The organism is Gemella sp. (assembly GCF_057272915.1).
The window spans coordinates 1-23,480 of the sequence record NZ_DBHIUF010000007.1; the positions used below are offsets into that span (position 1 = coordinate 1).

At 30.6% G+C, this 23,480-nt stretch carries 23 protein-coding genes, 2 tRNA genes and 1 other RNA gene; 1 reads left to right on the plus strand and 25 read right to left on the minus strand.

The features are described 5' to 3' along the window. Positions 1-18: 18 nt before the first annotated feature. The 7 genes from rlmD to fsa form a co-directional block, all read right to left on the minus strand. A complete protein-coding gene (rlmD, locus tag ACO6OL_RS04115) occupies positions 19-1,356 on the minus strand; it encodes a 23S rRNA (uracil(1939)-C(5))-methyltransferase RlmD (RefSeq protein ID WP_485502227.1) in 1,338 nt (445 codons plus the stop codon). A gap of 91 nt (positions 1,357-1,447) precedes the next feature. Beyond that, positions 1,448-1,894 carry an ACT domain-containing protein gene (locus tag ACO6OL_RS04120; RefSeq protein ID WP_003144896.1) on the minus strand — a complete coding sequence of 149 codons (447 nt, stop codon included), beginning with the start codon at positions 1,892-1,894 and terminating at the stop codon, positions 1,448-1,450. A gap of 12 nt (positions 1,895-1,906) precedes the next feature. Beyond that, entirely contained in the window at positions 1,907-3,211 is a 1,305-nt protein-coding gene (gene obgE / locus ACO6OL_RS04125; protein WP_294683152.1) for a GTPase ObgE, read from the minus strand. Positions 3,212-3,390: 179 nt separating this feature from the next. Beyond that, positions 3,391-3,464, minus strand: a tRNA-Asn gene (locus ACO6OL_RS04130). 20 nt (positions 3,465-3,484) lie between these two features. Beyond that, positions 3,485-3,558 (minus strand) — tRNA-Gly (locus tag ACO6OL_RS04135). A gap of 389 nt (positions 3,559-3,947) precedes the next feature. After that, complete coding sequence (rpmG, locus tag ACO6OL_RS04140) at positions 3,948-4,097, minus strand: 50S ribosomal protein L33 (RefSeq protein ID WP_003145675.1); 150 nt, start codon at positions 4,095-4,097, stop codon at positions 3,948-3,950. A gap of 151 nt (positions 4,098-4,248) precedes the next feature. After that, a complete protein-coding gene (gene fsa, locus ACO6OL_RS04145; RefSeq protein WP_314160290.1) occupies positions 4,249-4,902 on the minus strand; it encodes a fructose-6-phosphate aldolase in 654 nt (217 codons plus the stop codon). A gap of 148 nt (positions 4,903-5,050) precedes the next feature. On the opposite strand from fsa, the gene ACO6OL_RS04150 reads away from it, so the two are divergent. Beyond that, on the plus strand, positions 5,051-5,410 hold the full coding sequence (locus ACO6OL_RS04150; RefSeq protein ID WP_485502228.1) for a hypothetical protein: 360 nt from the start codon (positions 5,051-5,053) through the stop codon (positions 5,408-5,410). Positions 5,411-5,491: 81 nt separating this feature from the next. On the opposite strand, the gene ACO6OL_RS04155 is transcribed toward ACO6OL_RS04150, so the two are convergent. From ACO6OL_RS04155 to purR, 18 genes are all read right to left on the minus strand, one after another. After that, positions 5,492-6,334 (minus strand): DegV family protein, encoded by an 843-nt coding sequence (locus ACO6OL_RS04155; RefSeq protein WP_485502229.1) that lies wholly within the window; start codon positions 6,332-6,334, stop codon positions 5,492-5,494. Positions 6,335-6,353: 19 nt separating this feature from the next. Next, the gene (locus tag ACO6OL_RS04160; protein ID WP_314395802.1) at positions 6,354-6,782 is read right to left on the minus strand and encodes a DUF1836 domain-containing protein; all 429 of its coding nucleotides are present in this window, start codon (positions 6,780-6,782) and stop codon (positions 6,354-6,356) included. A gap of 129 nt (positions 6,783-6,911) precedes the next feature. Continuing rightward, on the minus strand, positions 6,912-8,273 hold the full coding sequence (locus ACO6OL_RS04165; protein ID WP_485502230.1) for an MATE family efflux transporter: 1,362 nt from the start codon (positions 8,271-8,273) through the stop codon (positions 6,912-6,914). A gap of 91 nt (positions 8,274-8,364) precedes the next feature. Further along, an RNA gene (ffs, locus tag ACO6OL_RS04170) (signal recognition particle sRNA large type) lies at positions 8,365-8,629 on the minus strand. Between the two features lie 260 nt (positions 8,630-8,889). Then, the gene (locus ACO6OL_RS04175; protein ID WP_314160896.1) at positions 8,890-9,150 is read right to left on the minus strand and encodes a hypothetical protein; all 261 of its coding nucleotides are present in this window, start codon (positions 9,148-9,150) and stop codon (positions 8,890-8,892) included. 47 nt (positions 9,151-9,197) lie between these two features. Next, complete coding sequence (locus tag ACO6OL_RS04180; protein WP_314160897.1) at positions 9,198-9,647, minus strand: threonine/serine exporter family protein; 450 nt, start codon at positions 9,645-9,647, stop codon at positions 9,198-9,200. A 9-nt stretch (positions 9,648-9,656) separates the two neighbouring features. Continuing rightward, positions 9,657-10,427, minus strand: coding sequence for a threonine/serine exporter family protein (locus tag ACO6OL_RS04185; RefSeq protein ID WP_485502231.1), 771 nt, complete (start codon positions 10,425-10,427; stop codon positions 9,657-9,659). Between the two features lie 26 nt (positions 10,428-10,453). Further along, complete coding sequence (locus ACO6OL_RS04190; protein ID WP_314160899.1) at positions 10,454-11,134, minus strand: tRNA (adenine(22)-N(1))-methyltransferase; 681 nt, start codon at positions 11,132-11,134, stop codon at positions 10,454-10,456. Positions 11,135-11,147: 13 nt separating this feature from the next. Further along, positions 11,148-12,356: a DNA polymerase IV gene (locus tag ACO6OL_RS04195; RefSeq protein WP_314160900.1), complete on the minus strand. Its 1,209-nt coding sequence runs from the start codon at positions 12,354-12,356 to the stop codon at positions 11,148-11,150. A gap of 268 nt (positions 12,357-12,624) precedes the next feature. After that, positions 12,625-14,469, minus strand: coding sequence for a ribonuclease J (locus ACO6OL_RS04200; RefSeq protein ID WP_314395812.1), 1,845 nt, complete (start codon positions 14,467-14,469; stop codon positions 12,625-12,627). Next, positions 14,462-15,238, minus strand: coding sequence for a ribonuclease HII (locus ACO6OL_RS04205; protein WP_485502232.1), 777 nt, complete (start codon positions 15,236-15,238; stop codon positions 14,462-14,464). Before ACO6OL_RS04205 ends, ACO6OL_RS04200 begins: the two co-directional genes overlap by 8 nt. Beyond that, a complete protein-coding gene (gene ylqF / locus ACO6OL_RS04210; protein ID WP_485502233.1) occupies positions 15,228-16,106 on the minus strand; it encodes a ribosome biogenesis GTPase YlqF in 879 nt (292 codons plus the stop codon). The genes ACO6OL_RS04205 and ylqF overlap by 11 nt, the downstream gene beginning before the upstream one ends. Positions 16,107-16,493: 387 nt before the next feature. Next, positions 16,494-17,156 (minus strand): methionine ABC transporter permease, encoded by a 663-nt coding sequence (locus ACO6OL_RS04215; RefSeq protein ID WP_485491310.1) that lies wholly within the window; start codon positions 17,154-17,156, stop codon positions 16,494-16,496. After that, a complete protein-coding gene (locus ACO6OL_RS04220) occupies positions 17,156-18,169 on the minus strand; it encodes a methionine ABC transporter ATP-binding protein (RefSeq protein ID WP_485502234.1) in 1,014 nt (337 codons plus the stop codon). The genes ACO6OL_RS04215 and ACO6OL_RS04220 overlap by 1 nt, the downstream gene beginning before the upstream one ends. A gap of 358 nt (positions 18,170-18,527) precedes the next feature. Further along, on the minus strand, positions 18,528-19,517 hold the full coding sequence (locus ACO6OL_RS04225; RefSeq protein WP_485502235.1) for a DHH family phosphoesterase: 990 nt from the start codon (positions 19,515-19,517) through the stop codon (positions 18,528-18,530). Between the two features lie 16 nt (positions 19,518-19,533). Further along, positions 19,534-20,841 (minus strand): DRTGG domain-containing protein, encoded by a 1,308-nt coding sequence (locus tag ACO6OL_RS04230; protein ID WP_314160650.1) that lies wholly within the window; start codon positions 20,839-20,841, stop codon positions 19,534-19,536. Positions 20,842-21,112: 271 nt separating this feature from the next. Further along, complete coding sequence (gene glmU, locus ACO6OL_RS04235) at positions 21,113-22,495, minus strand: bifunctional UDP-N-acetylglucosamine diphosphorylase/glucosamine-1-phosphate N-acetyltransferase GlmU (protein ID WP_485502236.1); 1,383 nt, start codon at positions 22,493-22,495, stop codon at positions 21,113-21,115. After that, a complete protein-coding gene (gene purR, locus ACO6OL_RS04240; protein ID WP_314160648.1) occupies positions 22,488-23,342 on the minus strand; it encodes a pur operon repressor in 855 nt (284 codons plus the stop codon). The genes glmU and purR overlap by 8 nt, the downstream gene beginning before the upstream one ends. Between the last annotated feature and the right edge of the window lie 138 nt (positions 23,343-23,480).

Here is a 23,480-nt window from a genome sequence, read left to right on the forward strand (position 1 = left end):
ATGCTAATCTTCGTCGTTTTACTCCTTGACTAGCAAACTTACCGCCTCAACATGGTACGTTCCTGGGAACATATCTACAGGTTGCACTGCACCTAGTTTATAACCTAGACCTCTCATGATTTCCATATCTCTAGCTAATGTTGCTGGATTACAGCTAACATAAACTATCTTTTCTATTCCCATTAAAGCTAAATCACATAAGAAACTTTCCTCACAACCTTTACGTGGTGGATCCACAATAACTGCATCTAATTTCACATTTTGCGAGATTAATTTTTTAATTACATCTTCACTTTTACCTAGTAAAAACTCTGCATTAGTTATATTATTATTTTTCGCATTTTCGCGAGCATCTAAAACAGCCGCTTCTACTATTTCAATACCATATACTTTCTTAACTTTCTTCGCTGCGAATAGACTGATTGTTCCAATACCACAGTAAGCATCGATTATCGTATCAGTTTCTTTTAATTCTGCAAGTTCCAACGCTTTACTATATAATACCTCTGTTTGAACTGGATTTACTTGATAAAATGAACGAAGTGAAATCTTAAATTCTATTCCGTCTAATGTGTCGGTTATATAATCCTTACCAAAAAGATTTTCAGTTTTATCACCAAAGATTACATTTGTCTTCTTATCGTTAATATTTAGCATAATGCTAACAATTCTATCATCTAATTTAGATATTTTTTCAACGAATTCATCTAGTTTATTAAACTTCTCCTTCGCTACAATACCTACCATGATTTCACTTTTCAGGGTATTTGTTCTGAACATAATATGTCTAATAGCACCTGAGTGGTTATTTTCATCATAGATAGATAAGTTAAGTTCTGAAATTAGACTACGTAATTTGTTCATTAATACATTGTGTTCATCATATTGAATAAAACATTTCTCTATATTAACAACATCATGGCTTCGTGGTTTATAATACCCCATCTTAACTTCGCCATTAACTTTTTGTACTGGAATCACAGACTTATTACGGTAATGATATCCGTCTTCCATTCCTAGCGTATCTAATACTTCGATATAATCTTTTCCAAGAGCTTTATCCATAACATTTTGAACTTTTCTCTTTTTAAACTTCAATTGCTCTTCATAGTTCATATGAACTAAATTTGCTCCTGAAGTCTTCGGAATTCCATCTACTCTATTTTTAGAACTTTCAATAATATTAAGAACTTTTCCGTAACCAAGATTTTTCTTTAATTTAATTATCTTAAATTTGATTACTTCACCTTCTATAACATCTTCAATAAAAATCGGAAAATTATCAATTTTAACTACACCAAGACCATCATGTGTATAATCTATAACCTTCCCTTCGAATATATCATTTTTCTGCATAATTCACCTTTCTAAAATAAAAAGGAGAACAGCTATAGGAAACTGACTTCCCTACTCTGTTCTCCTACATTTAATATTTATTAAACTATCTCTACATGCTTAAACCAATTACTTTAATTGAATTAACAAACTCAAGATCTTTAATTCGTTTATTTAATTTTTCAATATTTATATCACCTGAACTTAGCTCTAAAGAAATAATTATCGTAGCTTTTGCATTAATCGGCACCGTTTGGTGAATAGTAAGTACACTACACTTTTCTTCATTAACAACCGATAAAATTTTCCCTAATATTCCAGGGATATCATCAACATCGATAGACAATGATAGAATTGATTGTCTTTTCACATCTTGAATCGGAAATATTGTATCTTTATATTTATAAAATGCACTTCTACTTAAATCAAATCTTTTAGAAGCTTCTAAAATTGATAATTTAGAATCTTCTTCTAAAGCTTTTTTCATCGCTAATGTCTTCTTTACAGCTTCTGGCAATACGTCTTCTCTAATTATATAATAAACTTTTTCTTTATCCACAGTGGTTATCTCCTACTCTACGAATTCAAACTCACCTTTAAGGATCTTAACAGTATCACCGTTTTTACATCCTCTTTCACGTAAAGCATCATCTACACCCATAGAACGCATTTGTTGAGCAAAACGTCTAACAGAAGCATCACGGTTGAAGTCAGTCATTAAGAATGCACGTTCGATACCAGGTCCACTTACTACATAAGCTCCTGTATCATCACGAGTAATCTTGAATGTTTCATCCTTAGGTTTATGTTTATAAAGAACTCTATTTTCCATACTTTCTTCTTCAGTATCAAGTTCATATAACATATTTGGATCTGTATTATCAAGTATATCACTTATTTTATAAAGTAAGTTATCAATATTACTACGTGTAAATGCAGAAATTTCAACTATATCAACTTCTTCACCATCGTTTTCTAAGTGTTTTTTAAACTCTTTAAGATTGTCACTAGCTACTGGAATATCCATCTTATTAGCTACTACTACTTGAGGTCTTTCTAAAAGTCTCATATTGTACTCAGCTAATTCTTGATTAATAATTTTATAATCTTCATATGGATCACGACCATCAGTTGCTGACATATCTACTACGTGAACAATAACTTTCGTTCTTTCAATATGACGTAAGAACTGGTGTCCAAGACCTACACCTTGGCTAGCTCCTTCTATTAATCCTGGAAGGTCAGCCATAACAAAACTTCTGTGGTCTTTTGTTTCTACTACTCCAAGATTTGGTGCTAATGTTGTAAAGTGGTAATCAGCAATTTTTGGTTTTGCTTTTGATGTTATTGATAATAATGTTGATTTACCAACAGAAGGGAATCCAACAAGACCTACATCAGCCATAAGTTTTAATTCTAATGTAAGATTTCTTTCTTCTCCTGGTTCACCATTCTCAGCAATTTCTGGCGCTGGGTTCGAAGGTGTTGCGAAACGACAGTTTCCACGTCCTCCACGTCCTCCACGAGCTACTACTACTTCTTGCTCATGTTCTACTAAGTCTGCTAATACTTCTCCAGTATCAGTATCACGAATTACTGTTCCTGGTGGTACTTTTAAGTATAAATCTTTAGATTTTCTACCGTGCATACCTTTACTCATTCCGTTCTCACCATTAGGTGCTACGAATTTCTTCTGATAACGGTAATCCATGAAAGTTCTTAGTCCTTCATCAACTATAAATACTACATTGGCTCCACGTCCACCGTCTCCTCCAGCTGGTCCACCTTTTGGAACATACTTCTCTCTTCTAAATGCTACTAATCCATTCCCACCATCACCTGATCGGACGAATATTTTTACCTCATCTAAAAACATAAAATTCTCCTATAAAATTCTCTTTATTTTCTTAAACTTCAACTTTTAAACTATATAAAATTCAACTCGATAATAGTTCATATACCATGAACTATTATAACATAATTTTTCCTACGATAATAATATTTAGCGAGATTTCAAACAAAAAAATATACGGCTGCATACACACCCGTACTTTACTCCACAGGCAGGACTCGAACCTGCGACCCTCTGATTAACAGTCAGATGCTACTACCAACTGAGCTACTGTGGAAAAATCTCTAAATAAAAAAATGGAGCGGGTGATGAGAATCGAACTCACAACATCAGTTTGGAAGACTGAGGTTTTACCACTAAACTACACCCGCATAAATATTTGTTATTAACTTATGTATTAATTATATAATAGATATTATTGTTTGTCAACAACTTTTTTAATTTTTTCTTATTTTTTTTGAAATTTGTAATTTTGTTAACTTTACTAAAGAATTCTTTTGAAAATCAAGGAATATCTGTAGAAAAATCAACATTATTTTCATTGAATAATATATATAGTATAATATTTTTTCTGTAAAAAGTAAAGGACTTTTTTTCCATAATTATTTTCTACTTTCGATTTTTCTTATACTTAGGGAATGAGATTTCATATTCTTTGCACAGATAAATTCTCCAATTTTATAATTTTGTGAAAAAAAGAAAGTCAAAAGACAAAACAAAAAGCCTTAAACACTGATAAATTAAGGCTTTTTAAACTTTATTATTTAGTTTCTCTGTGTAAAGTCACTTTTTTTAATCTTGGACAGTATTTTTTAAGTTCAATACGGTCTGGATTATTTCTTTTGTTCTTTTTAGTAATGTAGTTTCTGTCACCACATTCTGTACAAGCTAATGTTACATTTACGCGCATTAATATAACCTCCTATAAAATTTAATCTTAACAACTTTTTCATACAACAAAGTATATTATAACATTACTTTATAAATATTTCTAGTATAAAATACAAAATTTTTAAATTTTTTTGAAGAAAAATATTTTTAACGTAAAAGTTTTCTACAGATTATTCACCAAATACTTTATAATAATCTTGTTTGAATTTTTCAATACCGATATCAGTTAAAGGATGTTTAACCATTTGTTTAATTACATTATATGGAACAGTAGCAATATCACATCCTAGTTTAGCACATTCTGTAACATGAATTGGATTTCTAACACTTGCTGCAATAATCTGTGTATCAATATCATTATTCGCAAAAATTTCTACTATTTCTTCAATTAATAATAGTCCATTGTGAGCAATATCGTCTAATCTACCTAAAAATGGAGATACGTATGTTGCTCCTGCTCTTGCCGCTAGTAAAGCTTGAGTCGGGCTAAAGATTAACGTAACATTAGTTTTAATCCCCTCTTTTTTCAGTACATTTACTGCTTTAAGACCATCTTCTGTCATTGGAATCTTAACTACCATATTAGGATGAATTTTAGCGATTTCTCTAGCCTCTTCTACCATATCTTTCCAGTCAGTAGTAGTTGCTTTTACTTCTCCACTAATTGGTCCATCTACGATAGATGCAATCTCTTTAATTACTTCTTTGAAGTCGCGTCCTTCTTTAGCGATTAAAGATGGATTAGTAGTAACTCCACAAACTACCCCTAATTCATTAGCATTTTTAATGTCTTCTACATTGGCTGTATCAATAAAAAATTTCATTATTATTGTTCCCCTCTCATTTAATATTAAGTTAATAATAACACATTTGCAAAACGGTTACAATATTTATGAATTCTATGCTTATATTTGATTATTGTTTTTTAACAAAATATATGATAGAATAACACTATAATTAGGAGGCAGATTGATGAAAAAATTTTTAGAAAAAGTACCATATTTAATTTTTTCTTTCTTTTTATTTATAATACTCCCTCTGTGTTCTTACTTTATATCGAATAAATCAGGTATGATAATACTGCTTTTAATTATCCTATATCCTGTTATAAGTTTTCTAATATCGTTTCTATATGCATATAATAAAGAAGACTTCAGCTATATTTTCTCATTTATTATAGGAATTTTTTACATTATATCTTGTTTAATTATTTTAAACTTCGATATTCTTATATATGGTTTAGGATATATATTCTTCAGCCTTTGTGGGCAAGGAACTGGATTTTTAATTGGAAAGCTTCATAGAAATAAAAAAAGAGCTAAACAGAGTTAGTTAAATACAATAAAAAAAGGAGAAGTGTTTTACACAGAGTAATCACTTTTCCTTTTTTATTATTTTATTTAAATATATATTCTATATTTCATATCCTAAAAGCATTCCGCCTTCTTCTCCATAGAAACTACAAATTCCAGAAGTAGGTACAGCTATAAAGTCTACATCAGAAAATTTTTCTTTTAATTTTTCTTCTATTTTTTTACATATATTTTCGTTATTTCTATGAGTTATTACAGCTCTTCCACCTTTATATCCAGCTTTAATCATCTCATCAACTACTGTTGAAATAGCTTTTTTTTCTCCACGAACTTTATGTAGTAAGTGTAGAGTCCCTTCATTACTTGCCTCTCCTACCATGCGCATATGTAACAAACCTACAACGGCTGCTGCAAGCTTAGATAAACGTCCATTTTTCACTAAATTATCTACTTTCTCTAGAGAAAAAATAAGTTTTGTATTTTTCTGATACTCATTCATTTTTGAGACTACTTCATCGAAAGATAATCCTTCTTTAATTAGTTCATTTATCTTAAGAAGAAATAAGTCATTTTGCCCTCCTGCTGAAAGAGTATTTACAATATGAATATTGACATTCTCATTTTCTTCTTTTAACATTTTTTCGCCAATTACTGCACTATTATAACTTCCTGACATTCCACCAGTTAAAGTTAAAACTATTACATTTTCTGCACCTCTATATGCTGATAGATATGCCTCTGGACTTGGGCAAGCTGATCTTGCTGCTTCTGAACTAGCATACATCTCTCTCATCATTTCATCAATATCTAGATCTAAAGTATCTACATATACCTTATCCTCTATCTGCAATGAAAATGGCACTCTCTCATAAGTAACATTCTCAGCTTTATTAGGAATTTCTCTAAAATCGCATGCAGTATCAACTACAATCTTCCACTCCATCATTTACCTCCAAGTATATTTATTTTAATTTTTCTACTAAATCATGTGTTTTTTTATATAATCTTACAGTGTCACAAGCTGCAACTATTACATCTGCTAATCCATCTCTCTTTTCTCCATTCATACACATAACAAAGTTATCATACATTTCTTCAGAACTACCGTCTGAAGTTAGGCTATTTATTGTCTTACTAATTTCTTGAATTGAAAATACATTTTTTAAGCATGTGATAACTATTAATCTTGCTAATTGTTTTCGATTATATTTTTTCTTAATCGGTTTATCCAGATGACCATTTTTAACATAATTATTTATCATTGCGGATGTTAAACCTTTGTCATTATCGACAATCGAGGAGCTATCTAATTGATTTACGTATAATAACACTTGATCTAAATACAAGTCTAGATTTGGCAATTCAGACCATTTTGGATATACTTTGTTCAAATTTTTACCTCCTTTTTATCTAGTTTTGATAATCACATTATATAGTTTTTCAAAATTTTAGTCAAGTGATTATACAAGTGAAAATAAAAAAGATTTTGTAGTATTTACATTTACTACAAAATCTTTTTATTATTTAGCTAATTTAATTTTTTTGCTAATTCCTCTTCTCATGTATAGATAATAGAATAATACACCTAAGGCATAAGCAGCTAGTCCAATTATCCATCCTATCCATAGACCTTCTATACCAATCCCTTGTTTAAATACAAAATAATATGCTGTAGGAATTCCTACTAAATAATACCCAATAAACATTACAACACATATTGGTACTACTTTTTTGTATCCACGTAGTACTCCTGCTAATGATGAGGCAAATGAATCACAAATAGCAAAACCAATTGCAAATAATAATAACTCTGCTGTTAATGTGATTACTCCACTATCATTAGTATATAGATATGGAATTTTTGTATCAAATAACAGGACGATTAATCCTGCTATACTCGAAAGTATCATCCCCATTATTACCGTTAGTTTTGTATACTCTGTTGCCTGTTTATAATCTTTAGCTCCTACATGGAATGCTATTATAATTGTTGCAGTGTTTGCAACACTGACTGGTAAAGTATATAAAAATCCAGAGAAATTTAACGCAGCCTGATGAGAAGCAATGATTGTCGTATCAAAACGTGAAACCATTAAAGATAACGTTGAAAAGACAACCGTCTCAAGTGCTGTAGCTAGAGCTATAGGAATTCCTAATTTAAAAATTTCTCCCCACTTTTCGAATTTTACTTTTTCTTTTTCAAATATTTTATACTTATTAATTTTAGGATTTATTAATACTATAAATAACGCTATAAAAAATAGCACAGTATACGTCACTGAGACAGCTACTGCATTTCCTGCACCCCCAAGCTCAGGCATACCAAATTTTCCAAAAATGAAACTATAGGCAAAGAATACATTTACAGGTACAGATACTATCATCATTATCATCGATAATCTTGTTAATCCTAAACTGTCTATAAACGCACGTAAAACTACATATAAGAAGATAGATAGTACTCCAAAACTTTCATAAAATAGATAGTTCTTAGTTATTTTTGCAATATTACTATCCATACCTAATCGATCTACTATTGGTGTTGCTAAAGTATTTAGTCCAATAATTAAGACAACACTGATAATAACAGCTATGTACAGAAATTGTCTAACTACCGTAGGAATCTCTTCTTCTTTATTTTTTCCGATTAATTGCGATACAATCGGAATCAACGCTAACACAATTGCATTTAGTGTATACATAATTGGATTCCAAATGTTAACACCCATACTTACACCTGCTAAATCTGTAGGACTATAATGTCCCGCCATAAACGTTCCAATCATACCAGATGAATATGAAATTACTTGATAAACTAAAACTGGCAATAGCAATTTAATAAAAATACTTGCACGTTCAGAAAAGTTTTTCCCTTGATACATAACCCCTCCTATGATTTACATAATTTTATTTTTTCAAAACACAAAAAAAATCCAAAAGCGAATTTACTTTTAGATATCATCGATTTATACTATATGCAACCGAGACTTGAATAGATTAAAAAACCGTTAGTCTAATCGACAACTCAACCTCGACAAAAACTCACACCCACAATAGACTTACTTAATGCTGCTTCCTTCCGGACCTGACATGGTTCATAAGTATTGCGTCGTAAGGTGCCTTAGTCTCAACATTACGTGTTAAACTCGACATTCCCTATTCTACCCGCATCTCGGTATTCGGTCTTGCTAAAGCGGATTGCAAGTACAGGGCACCGCTAACTCCCCACCTAGCATTTCTTAATTATATCAAATTTAAAAATAAAAAGCAAGGAATTAATAAAATTAAAAACAATGTTAATTTCTGTAGTTAATTCCCAAAGTAAGGGATTGCCTTAAAAATTCTAATTTTTAAAAAAATTTATAGACACCATGATTTGTTGATATCTAAATTCGCTTTATAGGAGCTTTTAGATATCTAATAAATTTTGTGAAACGGTCTCAACAAAATCAATTTCACCGGAAATCATGATTTTTGAATCATTCTCTTAACCTAAAACTATTTTTTTAATTTATCTAATTCATTAGGTTCTAGGATACATTCATTTTCATTAATAACTAAACAAGGAATACCAATTTTCATATTACCTCTTATTCCTTCGAACTGTGAATATGTATCTCTAACATATAGAAATTCTTTAAAATTTCTTAAAGAAGACATTACTTCTACTTCTTTATATATAATCCCTAATTCTGATAATTTTTCTTTAAACGGTGCTGTGTCCGGACAGCTTTCTGCAAAATATAAAATATATTCCATTATATACTCGACTCCTTTGTAAACTCACTACCACTATTATATCACTTTTATCGTTTTCTTTGTATCTTTACCCTCTGAATTGACGATGAAAACACAGACGCTAATAATATTCCCATTGCTATCGCCCCTGCTTGAAGAATAGTCTCAATCCCAACTTGAGAAGCTACTCCATAATTCTTCGTTACAATATTTTGCATAGTATTATACATACCATAACCTGGAACTAGAGGTACCATCCCTGTATAAATAAATATAGTTGCTGGCAATTTTAATATTCTAGATGCGTTAGTAGAAAGAACACCTACACAAACTGCTCCAAGAAAACTACTTACTACAACATCTGCTAATAGCAAATTAGTCACTACGTGAACTAACCAACCGATGGCACCAATTAACCCACAAGTAAATATGGATTTCTTAGGTGCATTAAAGAAAATACCAAAAGATGCACTAACCACAAAGCCAGCTATAAATTGTATAAAAATATTATTCTCCATAGTTTCTCCTTACACCAATTTTAATCCCATAACAACACCAAGCGCAATAGCTGTAGATACAAAGATTGCAGCTTGTATTCCTATCATTCCAGACAGATAATCCCCAGCCATAAAATCACGAACAGCATTTGTGACCTGAACTCCAGGAACAAGAGGCATCAAACTCATAATAATAATACTAAATGGATTATGTATTAAGAAAATCTTATTTAATAACATTACCAATATAGTTGTAATAAATGCTCCCAAGAAATTACTTACAAATAATGTCAGTTTATATTTTGAAGTAAATGTTATAAACGCAGCCTGTATAGCCATTATTAAAAATGCAATCAAACTATCTTTAAAGGTCCCTCCAAACATTATCGCAAAAAATGGAGCTGATAAAGTTAGAGCAACTATAACCGAAGTAGTAGAATATCTTTTTTTCGCCTTTACCTCTTTCATTTTTTTAAATGCATAATCTAGCGTACAACCACCCATTACCATTTTTCTAGATATATCATTTAGAAGTGCAATCTTCTCTAAATCACGATCTCCCAAAACAACCCTTCTCATCGTCGTATAAGTATTGTCATTATATGTAAAAGATACAATAACAAAATTATAAGTAACTAAACTATTCGCCGCTTTAATATTGTCAAATGACTTATAAATTCTATTTACTGTATCTTCAACCCTGTATACTTCTGCTCCGTATGACAACATGCTTTTAGCAATTTTTACGCTAAAATTCAATAACTTTTTAGCTTCTCTTTCATCATGTAAAGATTGCAACATACCTTTCCCTCCTTATTATAAAAATTTTAAGAAATAATTTCTAATATTTTTTTATATTTATTTTTAAATTCAGCTACTTTATTTTCTTGAATTTCACTTGCTTTTTCTAATTGACTTAAAATATATTCAATTTTTGAAAGTTCTTGTTTTTGTTTCTTCACAAACAATTCATTTTTATCTACTAATAAATACTTACCAAAATTAATCTCATCTTCTGTTAATTCCATAACACCTGGTTTTGCAACGATAATCTCATAAATATGACCATCTTCTTCAATAATGTTTTCTGCTGTTATCTCATAACCTAATTCTTGTAATTTTTCTCTAACAAAATTTTCTCCAACGTTTGGCTGAAGTACTAAATTTGGTTTATTCGCTAATTTTTCTTTACCTTTTTCTAGTATATCTGCTATTAGCTTTCCACCCATACCACAAATTGTTATTACTTCAATATTATCACTTAACTCAATAGCATCCAAACCTGCAGCTTTACGACAATCAATAGTTCCAACTAAGCCTTCTTCTCTAACATTTTTTATAGAAACTTTATGTGGTCCTTCAACAATTTCTCCCGCTACAGCATAATCAATTTTATTATTCTTAGCTAAATAAATTGGCAAATAGGCATGATCACTTCCAATATCAGCTAACCTTCTATTTTCTACATATTCAGCTACTAATTGTAATCTCTTGTTTATTGCTAACATTCTATCTCCTTTATTAATCTAAAAAATCTTTACTAAAACTTGTCGTTATAATCGACTTATCTTTTTTATCAAAATTTTCAAAATCGGTTATTATTGTATCACCAAACTCTGCTTTTAATTTCTTAGAAAGTTTTCTAAGTCTCTCTTCTTCTTTATAATCTTTTTTATCAAAAATATCAAGCTGAATTTTTAATTCTTTTGCTTTTTTAATATCATTTAACGATACACCTAGTAATCTTACTCCTTGTGTGAAATCATAATGTTCAACCAACAATTCCCATGCATAATTAAAAATATCATTCGCGTTAGAAATATATTCAGGTATCTTCTTAGATCTAGTAATTGTCTTAAAATCACTAAATCTCACCATTATCGAAACATTGTTTCCTACATAATTGCGAGATTTAACCCTAGAACTAACCTTCTCACTTAATTTTTTAATTTCTTTCAAAATATCATCTTCATCTATTAAATCGTTAATAAATGTTTTGGAATTACCTATAGACTTTCTATCAACTGTATATTTTAATTCCGCGTTACCTTCTCCATTAGCCTTATTTTTTAATCTCAGACCTTGAACACCTAGAAGACTATGTAGAATAACCTCATTCGCACTAGCAACATCACCAATTGTATTTATACCAATTTTTTTCAATTTTTTTGTAGAAGCCTTCCCACAACCATGCATCTCTCCTATATCCAGATTCCATAGTATATCTTTATAGTTTTTCTTATTAATAATTGAAAAACCAAGAGGCTTTTTCAAATTTGATCCCATTTTAGCAAAAAACTTGTTAAAAGAAACGCCTACTGATGACGGCATTCCGAGTTGCTTATAGATTCTACGTTGAATTGTAGCTATCACCTTTATTGGTTCAGAAAAATCACTTAAATCTATATATGCTTCATCAACAGAAACTATCTCAATCTTGTCTGTATATTCACGAACTAAATCAAAAATCAACTTAGACTCTTGTTGATACTTAGCCATATCCGGACGAAGTATTTTTATATTAGGACATATTTTCCTTGCATCTCCAACCCGCATAGTAGTTTTAATTCCTAACTCTCTCGCCTCATAATTAGAGGTTACTATTATACCATGTCTAGTTTTCACTTCTCCTGCAATTGCTAAAGGTTTTCCTTTTAACTCAGGATTATACTTTTCTTCTACACTTGCATAAAAGCAATTCATGTCGATATGAGCAATAACTTTTGACATTTTTTCACCTCATTTACATAGACTAAAAACGGGAACAATAAGGAGCAATTCAAAACGGGAGTGACTCAAAATCACGATTTTGAAGAAATCGATTTTGTCGAGTCACCCCCGCACAGTTTATTAGATATCTAAAAAACTTTTATAAAGCGAATTTAGATCTTAATAAACCACTGCGTCTATGAGTTATCATATACACTTTGTTAAAATTCAGGACTTTTGAGTCGGCCCCTCTTTGTTGTTCCCTCCGATTTCCCGTTATATTTCATTACTAAACTAATGAAAAGTTAATTATTATTATTGGTTTTCTCTTAGTATTATCATATAGTAAACTTGAAAGCATACTTCTAATCTCAGCTTTCACAGCTGCACATTCTCTAATACTCTTAATTGGATTATTTTCTAAGTACTCAATCACTTTTTCTTCTGCTTCCTTGATTAACTCCATACTCTTCTTAACATAGACAAACCCTTTAGTTTGAATAACCGGTCTTCCTACTAGAGTTTTCTCTTTTTTACTAATAGCATATGAAGCGACGAAGATTCCATCATTTGATAATAGTTTTCTATCTTTTAATACGCTATCTTCTACATCTCCGATTCCTCGACCATCGACAAGAATATTCCCCACAGAAACGTTGTTTAATAATGTTTTAGATTTGTTTCCGCTTAATTCTAAAGTCGTACCTTTAGCTAAAATATGAATATTTTCTGCTGCAACTCCAGTTTCAGCTGCGATTTCAGCATGTTTACGTAGATTTCTAAATTCTCCTTGAACAGGGATGAAGTGTTTTGGCATAAGCATATTTAACATCATTTTCAGCTCTTCTTTAGTTGCATGGCTAGCAGCGTGAAGACGCTTAGAAGCTGTCACAACATTTGCTCCAAGTTTAACTAATAGGTTTAAAGTTTGGAATAACATAACTTCCATATTTGGTGAAGGCGTAGCTGCGATCATGATTGTATCACCAGATTCAATTTGAATTCCATCAATTTTTTTCTCAGCAATATTCTTCATAGCCTCTATTGGTTCCCCTTGGTCACCTGAAGAAAGGATACATACTTCATTTTGTGGATAGTCTTTTAATTCTTCAACTTTAATTAAGTTACTATCTTCAATTTGTAAATAATTCATATTTCTTGCAGTATTGATAGATGCTTCAATAGCTTGACCTAGAAGTAAAATCTTTCTATTTTGCGCTAATGCTGCTCTTACAATATGAGAAATTGTTAGGAAGTTAGAAGCATAACACGTTACAATAATACGTTTATTGGCTTGGTAAAATGCATTATCAATTTGCTCAGCAGCTTCATTCTCAGGAACATTATATCCCTTAACATTAGCATTACTTGAATCACTTAATAAAGCTAGAACACCTTTTTGACCTAATGTACTAATCTTCACGATATCAGATTTATATTCTTTACTTACTGATTGATCAAATTTAAACTCACCAGTATAAACAATATTTCCTTGACTAGTTTCTATACAAATACCTAAAGAATCTGGCATTGAATATGTAGTTTTGAAAAATGTTATACTTGCATTATTAAAGTCATACTTATTATTATCTTTTACATAATAAAACTTAATTCTTCTTTTAATACCTAATTGTTTAAGATGATTTTTTAATAAATCTATTGTTAATTTAGAACCATAAACTGGACATTTTAATTTATCAATAATATATGGTACAGCTCCCATAGAACTTACGTGACCATTCGATAAGAAAATCCCTTTAATTTTTTGTTTATTACGTACTAAATAACTTATATCTGGTATAACTGCATCGATACCAATCATCTCTGTTTCTGGGAACATTAATCCTGCATCAAGAACATAAATCTCATCCCCAATCTCCACCATATACATATTTTTAGCTACTTCTTCTACTCCTCCTAATGGAGTTATGCTAATTTTAGGCAATTTCTTAGATTTATTTTTCTGAGATTTAACTTTATTCGTGATTTTCTTAACTACTTGCTTAGTATTGTTGTTGTTTTGCTCTTTTGCAGCTAGTATATTATTGCTTGTACGATTATTAATATTATTTTTCTTATTGTTGTTATTTTTCTGTAAATTTTTCGAAATACTTATTCCACTATTGTTACTCATGTTTTCCTCCTTGTATCATTGATTTTATAGGTTCAAAGTCTCTTCTGTGAATTGGTGTTATTCCATATTCTTTTAAACCTTCTAAATGTTTTTTTGTACCATATCCCGCATTATTCTCAAAATCATAATGTGGATATTTCTTCGCATATTCTTTCATTAAATTATCACGATAAACTTTTGCAATTACAGAAGCAGCTGCAATGGATACACTCTTCTCATCACCTTTAACCATACTAAAGTTAGGAATCGGATAATTTTCAAATGGCATAGCATCTATTAGTAAGAAATCCGGCTTAACTTTCAATTTCTCTACTGCTCTTTGCATTGCTATACGAGCCGCATTATAAATATTATATTTTTCAATCTCAATGTTATCCACTTCACAAATGGCATACGCAACAGCCTCTTTTTTTATCTGTTCATATAATTCTTCACGTTTTTTTTCTGATAATTTTTTTGAGTCATTTAATCCTTCGAAATAGCTATCTTTCTTTAAAATTACCGCTGCAGCAACTACTGGTCCAGCAAGCGGGCCTCTTCCTACTTCATCTATTCCACAAATATACTTACATCCATTATTATAACATTTATTTTCGTAAAATGATTTTTTTTCATACTCTTTTTTATAAAAAAGTTTTTTTTCTTGCTTTTTAGCATAACTTATAAGTAATTTCTGAACTCCGCTTCTCTCATCTTTTTTTAATTCATCTAATATTTCTTCGGAAATATTTTCTTGATTTAAGAGTTCTTTTATCTCACTAATTTTCATTTTGTTCCTCATTTTCTAATAAATCACTATAATTATCTAATGTAATAAGCCCAAATCTTTGTGTTCTAAAATCTTGAATTAACAACTTAATTGTCGAATCGTAATTATAGTCTCCGCCGATTTTTTTAAATCTCTTTTCAGCTACTTTTTCCATAATGAACGCATTTTCATCTTCACTTGTAACATTTATTTTATAAAGATTATTTAAATTCTCCAAATAACTTTGTTTTAAAAGTTCTATTAAATATAAACTTACATCATCTAGTGGCGTAATATCATCCTTTATTGATCCAATTAGACTTAACTTCTTACCAATCTCTTGATTATCGAACTTGGGCATAAGAATTCCCGGTGTATCTAATAATTCTATGTCTTTATTTAATTTCAACCATTGTTGTTTCTTAGTAACACCTGGTTTATTAGCTGTATTAGCGACATTTTTCTTAATAAGTTTATTAATAAATGTAGATTTTCCAACGTTCGGAACACCTATTACCATAGATCTAATTGCTCTTGGTTTAATTCCTTTAGCTACTTGACGTGCAATTTTTTCTGCAAGTTCTTCTTTCGCCTTATCTATTACTTTATTCAAATTATTACTATTTTTTGCATCAGTATAAACTACTGTATATCCTTTATTTTCAAAATAACTTTTCCACTTTGCTGTCTCAGCTCTATCACATAGATCAATTTTATTAAATATAATTATTTTCTTCTTATCTTTAACAACTTCATCTAGGTACATATTATGTGAAGAAAGTGGGCAACGTGCATCTACTAATTCGAAAACTATATCTACCAGTTTTAGCTTTTCTTTTACTTCTCTTGTCGCCTTGGCCATATGACCTGGAAACCATTGAATAACCATAAATTTAACTCCTTATCTTTTTATTTTATAAATTTCTTGATTTAAACAGTCTTTATTATTTTACCACATTTTCAAGTTTTTTTAACCTATTTTGGTGTCAATTATTCGTAAAACATTAATATTTTATAATTTCCAGACATAATAATTTATAAAATCGTCCATTATTTGTTTATGATCATGTTTTTTTATTTATAAACAAAAAAGGGAGTGACTCAAAAATCGTGATTTCGGAGAAATCGATTTTTTAGAGTCACCCCCGCACAGTTTATTAGATATCTAAAAAGCTTTTATAAAGCGAATTTAGATGTCAATAAACCACTGCGTCTATGAATTATCATATACACTTTGTTAAAATTTAGGACTTTTGGGTCAGCCCCTTCTTCATATTTATCTTTTATCAACTTTCTTAACAATTGTATCACCAAGAATTTGCACAGCGAATACGATAATTAAGATTAATACTGTTGCAACAAATGTTAAAGTACTGTTGTTACGTTGGAATCCGTCTAAGTATGCTAAGTTACCTAATCCCCCAGCTCCGATAACACCCGCCATAGCTGTTGACCCAACTAAAGCAATTGCAGTAACAGTTAATCCTGAAATTATCGCTGGTAAACTTTCTGGAATTAAAACTTTTAAGATAATAGTCGAATTTTTAGCTCCCATTGCGCGAGCTGCTTCAATTACACCTTTATCTACTTCACGAAGACCAATTTCTACTAAACGAGCGTAGAATGGTGCCGCTGAAATAATAAGTGCTGGAATTGCTGCTTGAACACCAATAATTGTACCAATTAAAAACTTAGTAAACGGAATTAATAATACAATTAAGATAATAAATGGAATCGCACGGAAAATATTAACTATTGCAGTAACAACAGCGTAAAATCCACGTCCAAACGCACTCTCACTATTAGATGTTAAGTATAATAATAACCCTAAAAACAAACCAATTAAAAACACTGCAATAAGTGACTCAAAAGTCATAATAAGTGTTTCTATTGTTTTGTCTTGTACTTTATCCCAATTAACTCTTGAAAAATCAAACATTATAACACCTCCGTTAAAATACCTAGTTCATTTAATCTAGATATTGCTTTATCTGTATTTTCTTTAGTTCCAATTAACTGAACAAATAGTGTACCAATATTGGCATTTGCAGTTTTATCGATATGTCCATTAATTATTGTAAAATCAAAATCTATTTCTCGTACTAAAGTGCTAAGAATCGGTTTTTTCGATGTATTATTATCAAATGTAAATTTAATAATAACTCCTTCTGTGAATATTTTTTTCCACTCCTCAATATTCTCTCTCTCTTCAAACTCTGAAGCAAATGAAGTTTGAGCTAAGAATTTCTTAGTAACTTCTTGAGTTGGATGATAGAATACTTCTGAAACTAATCCATCTTCTGCAATTGTTCCACCATCTATAACAGCAACTTTTGTACAAATCGTCTTAATAACATTCATTTCGTGAGTGATAAGAACAACTGTGATATTAGTTTTTCTGTGAATTTCTTTAATTAAATTTAAAACTTCCGCAGTTGTCTCTGGGTCAAGAGCACTTGTAGCCTCATCACAAAGTAAGATTGAAGGATTCCCAGCTAACGCACGAGCAATACCTACCCTTTGCTTTTGACCACCAGAAAGTTGAGATGGATAAGCATTTAATCTATCTTCTAAACCTACTAATTTAGCTAATTCTTCTACTCTTTCTTTAATTTCAGCTTTTGACTTTCCTAGAATTTCTAATGGGAATGCAATGTTCTCTGCAACTGTTCTACTCCACAGTAAGTTAAAGTGTTGGAAAATCATCCCTATTCTTTGTCGTTTTAAACGACGTTGTTCTTCAGTTATTTTGTTGAAATCATCACCATCGATGATTACCTCTCCATCTGTTGCTACTTCAAGTCCATTTAACAGCCTTACTAACGTACTTTTACCAGCTCCAGAATAACCGATTATTCCATAAATGTCACCTTTTTCAACCTTTAAATTAATATCTTTTAGAGCATGAACTTTATTATTATATATCTTATTAACTTTTTTTAATTCAATCATGTCTATCTCCTTTCTCTTTTTGAAAATAAAAAAACACCCTTACTCTGAATTTCAGAATAAGGGCGTCATACGCGGTACCACCTTACATTTTACTTATTACAACTACTAACATAGTCTATCCTATAACGTGGACCACCGAACAAAGTTTACAATTTATGTTTACCTTATTAACCACTCGAACCATCTTCATAAACTTCCTAATATACCTTCTCAGCCACGGTACTCTCTTTAAATATTCCGCCTATTACTTATACGAGTATTGGTTTTTATTAATTTCTAATAAGTATATCACTATAGCGTTAGACTTGTCAAGGAAAATTATTAACAATATTTTAGAAAAAATTCCGAAAATATAATATTAATTTTCTATTTTGATATTATTTTCTCTAAGATATTCTGCCACTACTCGAGCCATATCATCTAATAAATCATCTAATTCTTCCCAGTTTTTCACCGTTGCTCCACTCGCTAACGGATGACCTCCACCTGCATATTTTTCAGCAAGAGTATTGATTACAGGGCCTTTAGAACGTATACGCACACGCACTTTATTACCTTCATCGATAGCGAAACACCATGCATATAAATCTTTTAAACTTCTAAGTAAATTGACCCCTGTAGAAACTTCACCAGGATCTACTCCATATTTATCCATATCTTCTTTGGTAATTTTTAGATATGCAACACCATCTTGATAGACATCATAATTTTCAAAAATAAATGCTCTAAAACGCATAATGTTTTCACTAATTATCTCCATCTTATCTAATAGCGCACTCATATTAAAATCATATTTTATTAATTCTGATGCAACTCTTAGTGTGTCGTTAGAAGTATTCGGGAATAAAAATCTTCCAGTATCTCCTACTATACCAAGGTATAATAATTTAGCAGCTTCATCATTTAATTTAATACCATAATTTTTATTTAAATACTCATAAAAATTATATATCAATTCACTACAAGATGAAACATCAGTGTTAACTAAATTAATTCCTCCATAATTATCTAAAGGCGGATGATGATCTATTTTTATAAGAAAGTTGTTTTTAGTAAATAGTTTTCCATCTATTCTAGGGAAGTTTGCTGTATCAGTTACTATAACAAGGGCATCTTTATAGTCTTCTTCTGTTACTTCTGAATTTTTAAATAAAAAATCTAAGGATGGTGAGTCTTTACCTACTGTTATTACTGTTTTTTCCGGGAAATTTTCTGTGATAAGTTGATACATAGCGCCCTGAGATCCGTAAGCATCTGGATCAGGTCTTTCATGTCTATGAATTATAATTTTATCATTTTCTTTTATTTTTTGAAAAATTTCCTCATATAAATTTTCGTATATATCCATTTAACTTCTTCTTTCTCTAATTTCTCTGGAATACTTGACATGTTACCATAGCTTTTGCCACTAATTCCGTCTTATCATAAACTTCTACATCAAATTTAGCAGTTTTTCGACCAATATCCAAGATATTTACTTTTGTAGTTATTGTTCTATCCAAAGGAACTGATTTTAAGAAATAAAGAGATACATTTTGCATTAGAACCTCACTTCTATTGTAGTTATAACTTGTAATATGAATAGATTCATCAATAATACTCAATAGTGCCGAACTAGAAAAAGTACCAAATTGATCTAACATTTGAGGTATAACTTTAACCTGCAGTCCATCTGCTCTAGGTACTATTCCTTTACGCATAATTTCATCGAATGTATCATTATTATTTCCATCTTGGAATCTATTATTAGTTAATAGTGAATTTATAACAATTTTTCTTGTTACTATTCCTAATAATGTATTTTTAGAATCAATTACAGGCATAAGCTCATAACCTTCTGATAGCATAGTATTCGCTACAGAAGATATTGGAGTATCTAAAGTAGTAGTCGCAACTTTTCTTTCCATGACTTCTTTAATTAACGCATCTTTATCTTGTAAAAATACATCACATGCTGCAATTATACCAACTAATTTTCCATATTCATTAACAACAGGATATCTAGTGTGTCCTACTTCTAATTGAAGGTCATACCAATCTTTTACCGTATTATTTAAATTAATAGTATATAATTTTTCAGTTTTTATATAAATACTTTCAACAGTAATTATATCTCTTTTAATTATTTGGTCGTTTGTTACCCTATTTATTAAATGAGTAACCGAGAAAGTGTCATGTGGTGTAATAATTAAAGGTAAGTTCTTACTATCCGCCAATGCTCTAATTGAATCATTTGGAACATAACCACCCGTTACTAAGATTGCACATCCTTTTTCCAATGACATTTCTATGATTTTTGGACGATTTCCTATTATTAATAATGTACCTTTTCTAATATGTTGCCCAACTTGTTCAGAATCCATAGCTCCAATCGCAAAATCTTGAACTATCTCGTGAACTCCTCCACGACCTGCAATCAACTGTCCACTAACTATATTTACAATCTCAGAATATGATAATTTTTCCACATTATCTCGTTCTTTCTTCTGAATCCTTACCGTACCTACTCGTTCAATAGAAGAAACAAAACCACGATTTTCCGACTCTTTTATAGCTCGATAAGCTGTCCCTTCACTTACTTTTAGCTCTTTAGCCACTTGACGAACTGATATTTTGCTTCCGATTGGTAGACTTTTAATATATTCTAATATTTTTTGGTGTTTTGATTTCATGATTTTTCCTCCTTACATTTTTATTATAATACAAACACTATATTTGTAACACATCCTTTTCATATGTAATTATATACTTTTTAGAAAACTATTTCAAGATAAAAAAACATGAAAGACAAGTTATTTAAACCATCTTTCATGCTTCCTTCAGTATTATTCATATATTTTCTCGATATTGTATAAAATTAAAAATTTTTTTAATATCCGACTAGTACAGTTAAATTTCATTATTTTTACTATAACAACAATCTCTAAATCTAACTATAATATTTTACGATTTTCTACCTGCTGGCATTTTTTTAGCATAACCCATTTTATTTTCTTGTTTTACTCGAGCTATTACTAATGTATCATCTGGCGCATTTTCTGTAACTGTCGTTCCAGCTGCAACTACCGCACCGTCTCCAATTTCTAAAGGAGCTATTAAATTAGAGTTACATCCTATAAATGCATCATTTCCTATTTTTGTACGATATTTATTTTTACCATCATAGTTTACTGTGATTGTTCCACATCCAATGTTTGTATTATTTCCTACTTCTGTATCACCTAAATAACTTAAATGTGCAGTTTTAGAACCATCTCCATAAGTTGTATTTTTCAACTCTACAAAATTCCCAACTCTAACATGTTCACCTAACTCACAGTTATTTCTAATATGCGCATATGGACCTACACTAGTAAAATCTCCTATTTTTGAATCACTAATTGTTGAAGACAATACTTTAACACCGTTCCCTATTTTCACATTTTCTAAATATGAGTTTGGTTTAATTTGACAATCTTCGCCGATTACCGTGTTTGATTTTATAGTAACATTTGGATAAATTGTCGTATCACGACCAATAATTGCATTTGGTGCAATATATGTATTAGTTGGATCTACCAATGTTACTCCTGCTAGCATATGTTTAGTATTAATTCTGTTTCTCATAACATTTTCGGCATAAGCTAACGCCACTCTGTCATTGACCCCAAAAGTTTCATCGAAATCTTCACATAAATATGTCTCAATTATTTCTTTTTGTTCACGAATCAAACCAAGTACATCTGGTAAATAATACTCACCTTGTTTGTTATCGTTTTTAACTTTTTCTAACATTTCAAATAAAAGTTTATTATCGAAACAGTAGATTCCAGAGTTAATTTCTTTGATTTTTTTCTCTTGTTCTGTTGCATCTTTTTCTTCAACTATCTTCACTAATTTCCCATTAACATCACGAATTATACGACCATATGCAAATGGGTCATCAGCTATTGCTGTCAATACCGTAGCTTTAGCATTTGTGTTCTCGTGGTGATCTAGCATACTATTGATAGTTTCAGGACGAATTAGTGGAGTATCTCCATACATTACTATAGTCGTACCTTCTTTATCTTTAAGTTCATCTTTAGCAACTTTAACAGCATGAGCTGTTCCTAGTTGTTCTGCCTGTAGAACAAACTTAGTTCTATCTCCTAAGACTTCTTTAACTCTTTCTGCTCCGTGACCAACTACGGTAATTACTTCTTGCATCTCTAAATCACTAAGGCTATCTAATACTAGTTCAACCATTGTTCTGTCACAAACTTTGTGTAATACCTTATATAACTTCGACTGCATTCTAGTTCCTTTTCCAGCCGCTAATATAACTGCATATCTATTATTACTCATTTCCAATATCCTCTTTTTCTACTTGGCGTAATTTTTCTAAAACATTCCCTAATTTAACATCAAATGTTCCATTAAATTCGTCGATATTTTCTATCTTAGACAAGTATAAATAATCATCTTCATGTTCTCTTGGCGAATCAAAACACTGTGTAATTATAACTTTTCCAACAACATCAACATCAAATTCACTCATTAAGCTTTCCATACCTGTTAGGACCCCTCCTCCACGCATGAAATCATCCACTAGTAGTACTTTTGATCCTGTATTTAAACTTCTTTTAGAAAGAATCATCGTTTCTATTTTCTTAGTAGAACCTGAAACATAGTTAATTGCAACAGTAGTTCCCTCAGTTACTTTATTATCTCGTCTTATAATGATTACTGGTTTATTCAATATTGACGCTATTGCATAAGCAACCGGAATACCTTTTGTAGCAACTGTAACTACAGCATCTATCTCTTTATTTTTATAAACTGTAGCAACCACGCGTCCTAGCTTATTCATCAAACTAGGATCCCCTATTATATCAGACATAAAGATATATCCACCCGCTAATAGGCGATTTCCACCATTTATTTTAGTCATAAAATCATTAAGAATAGCTTTAGCATCTTCTTCCACTAAAGTAGGTATAAAGATTACACCACCACTCACTCCTGCTAGCGTTTTAACCTCTCCAATATTTTCTTCTTTAAAACCATTTTTTATTATGTGTATATCTTCACTTATAGAAGACTTAGCTTGATTGAATTTTGAAACGAAATACGTCAACGGAATTAATTTATTAGGATTATTTAATAAATACTCCGTCATTACAACTATTCTTTCACTTCTCTTTAACTTCATTTTATACTCCTTACATGCATATAGCTTTCTCTTCACTATATACACTCAACATATTTTATTCGTATATTATATGTATATAATACCACTATTGTTCGGAATAGTAAAGATAAACTAGCAATTTTTAAGTTCATTTTAGCT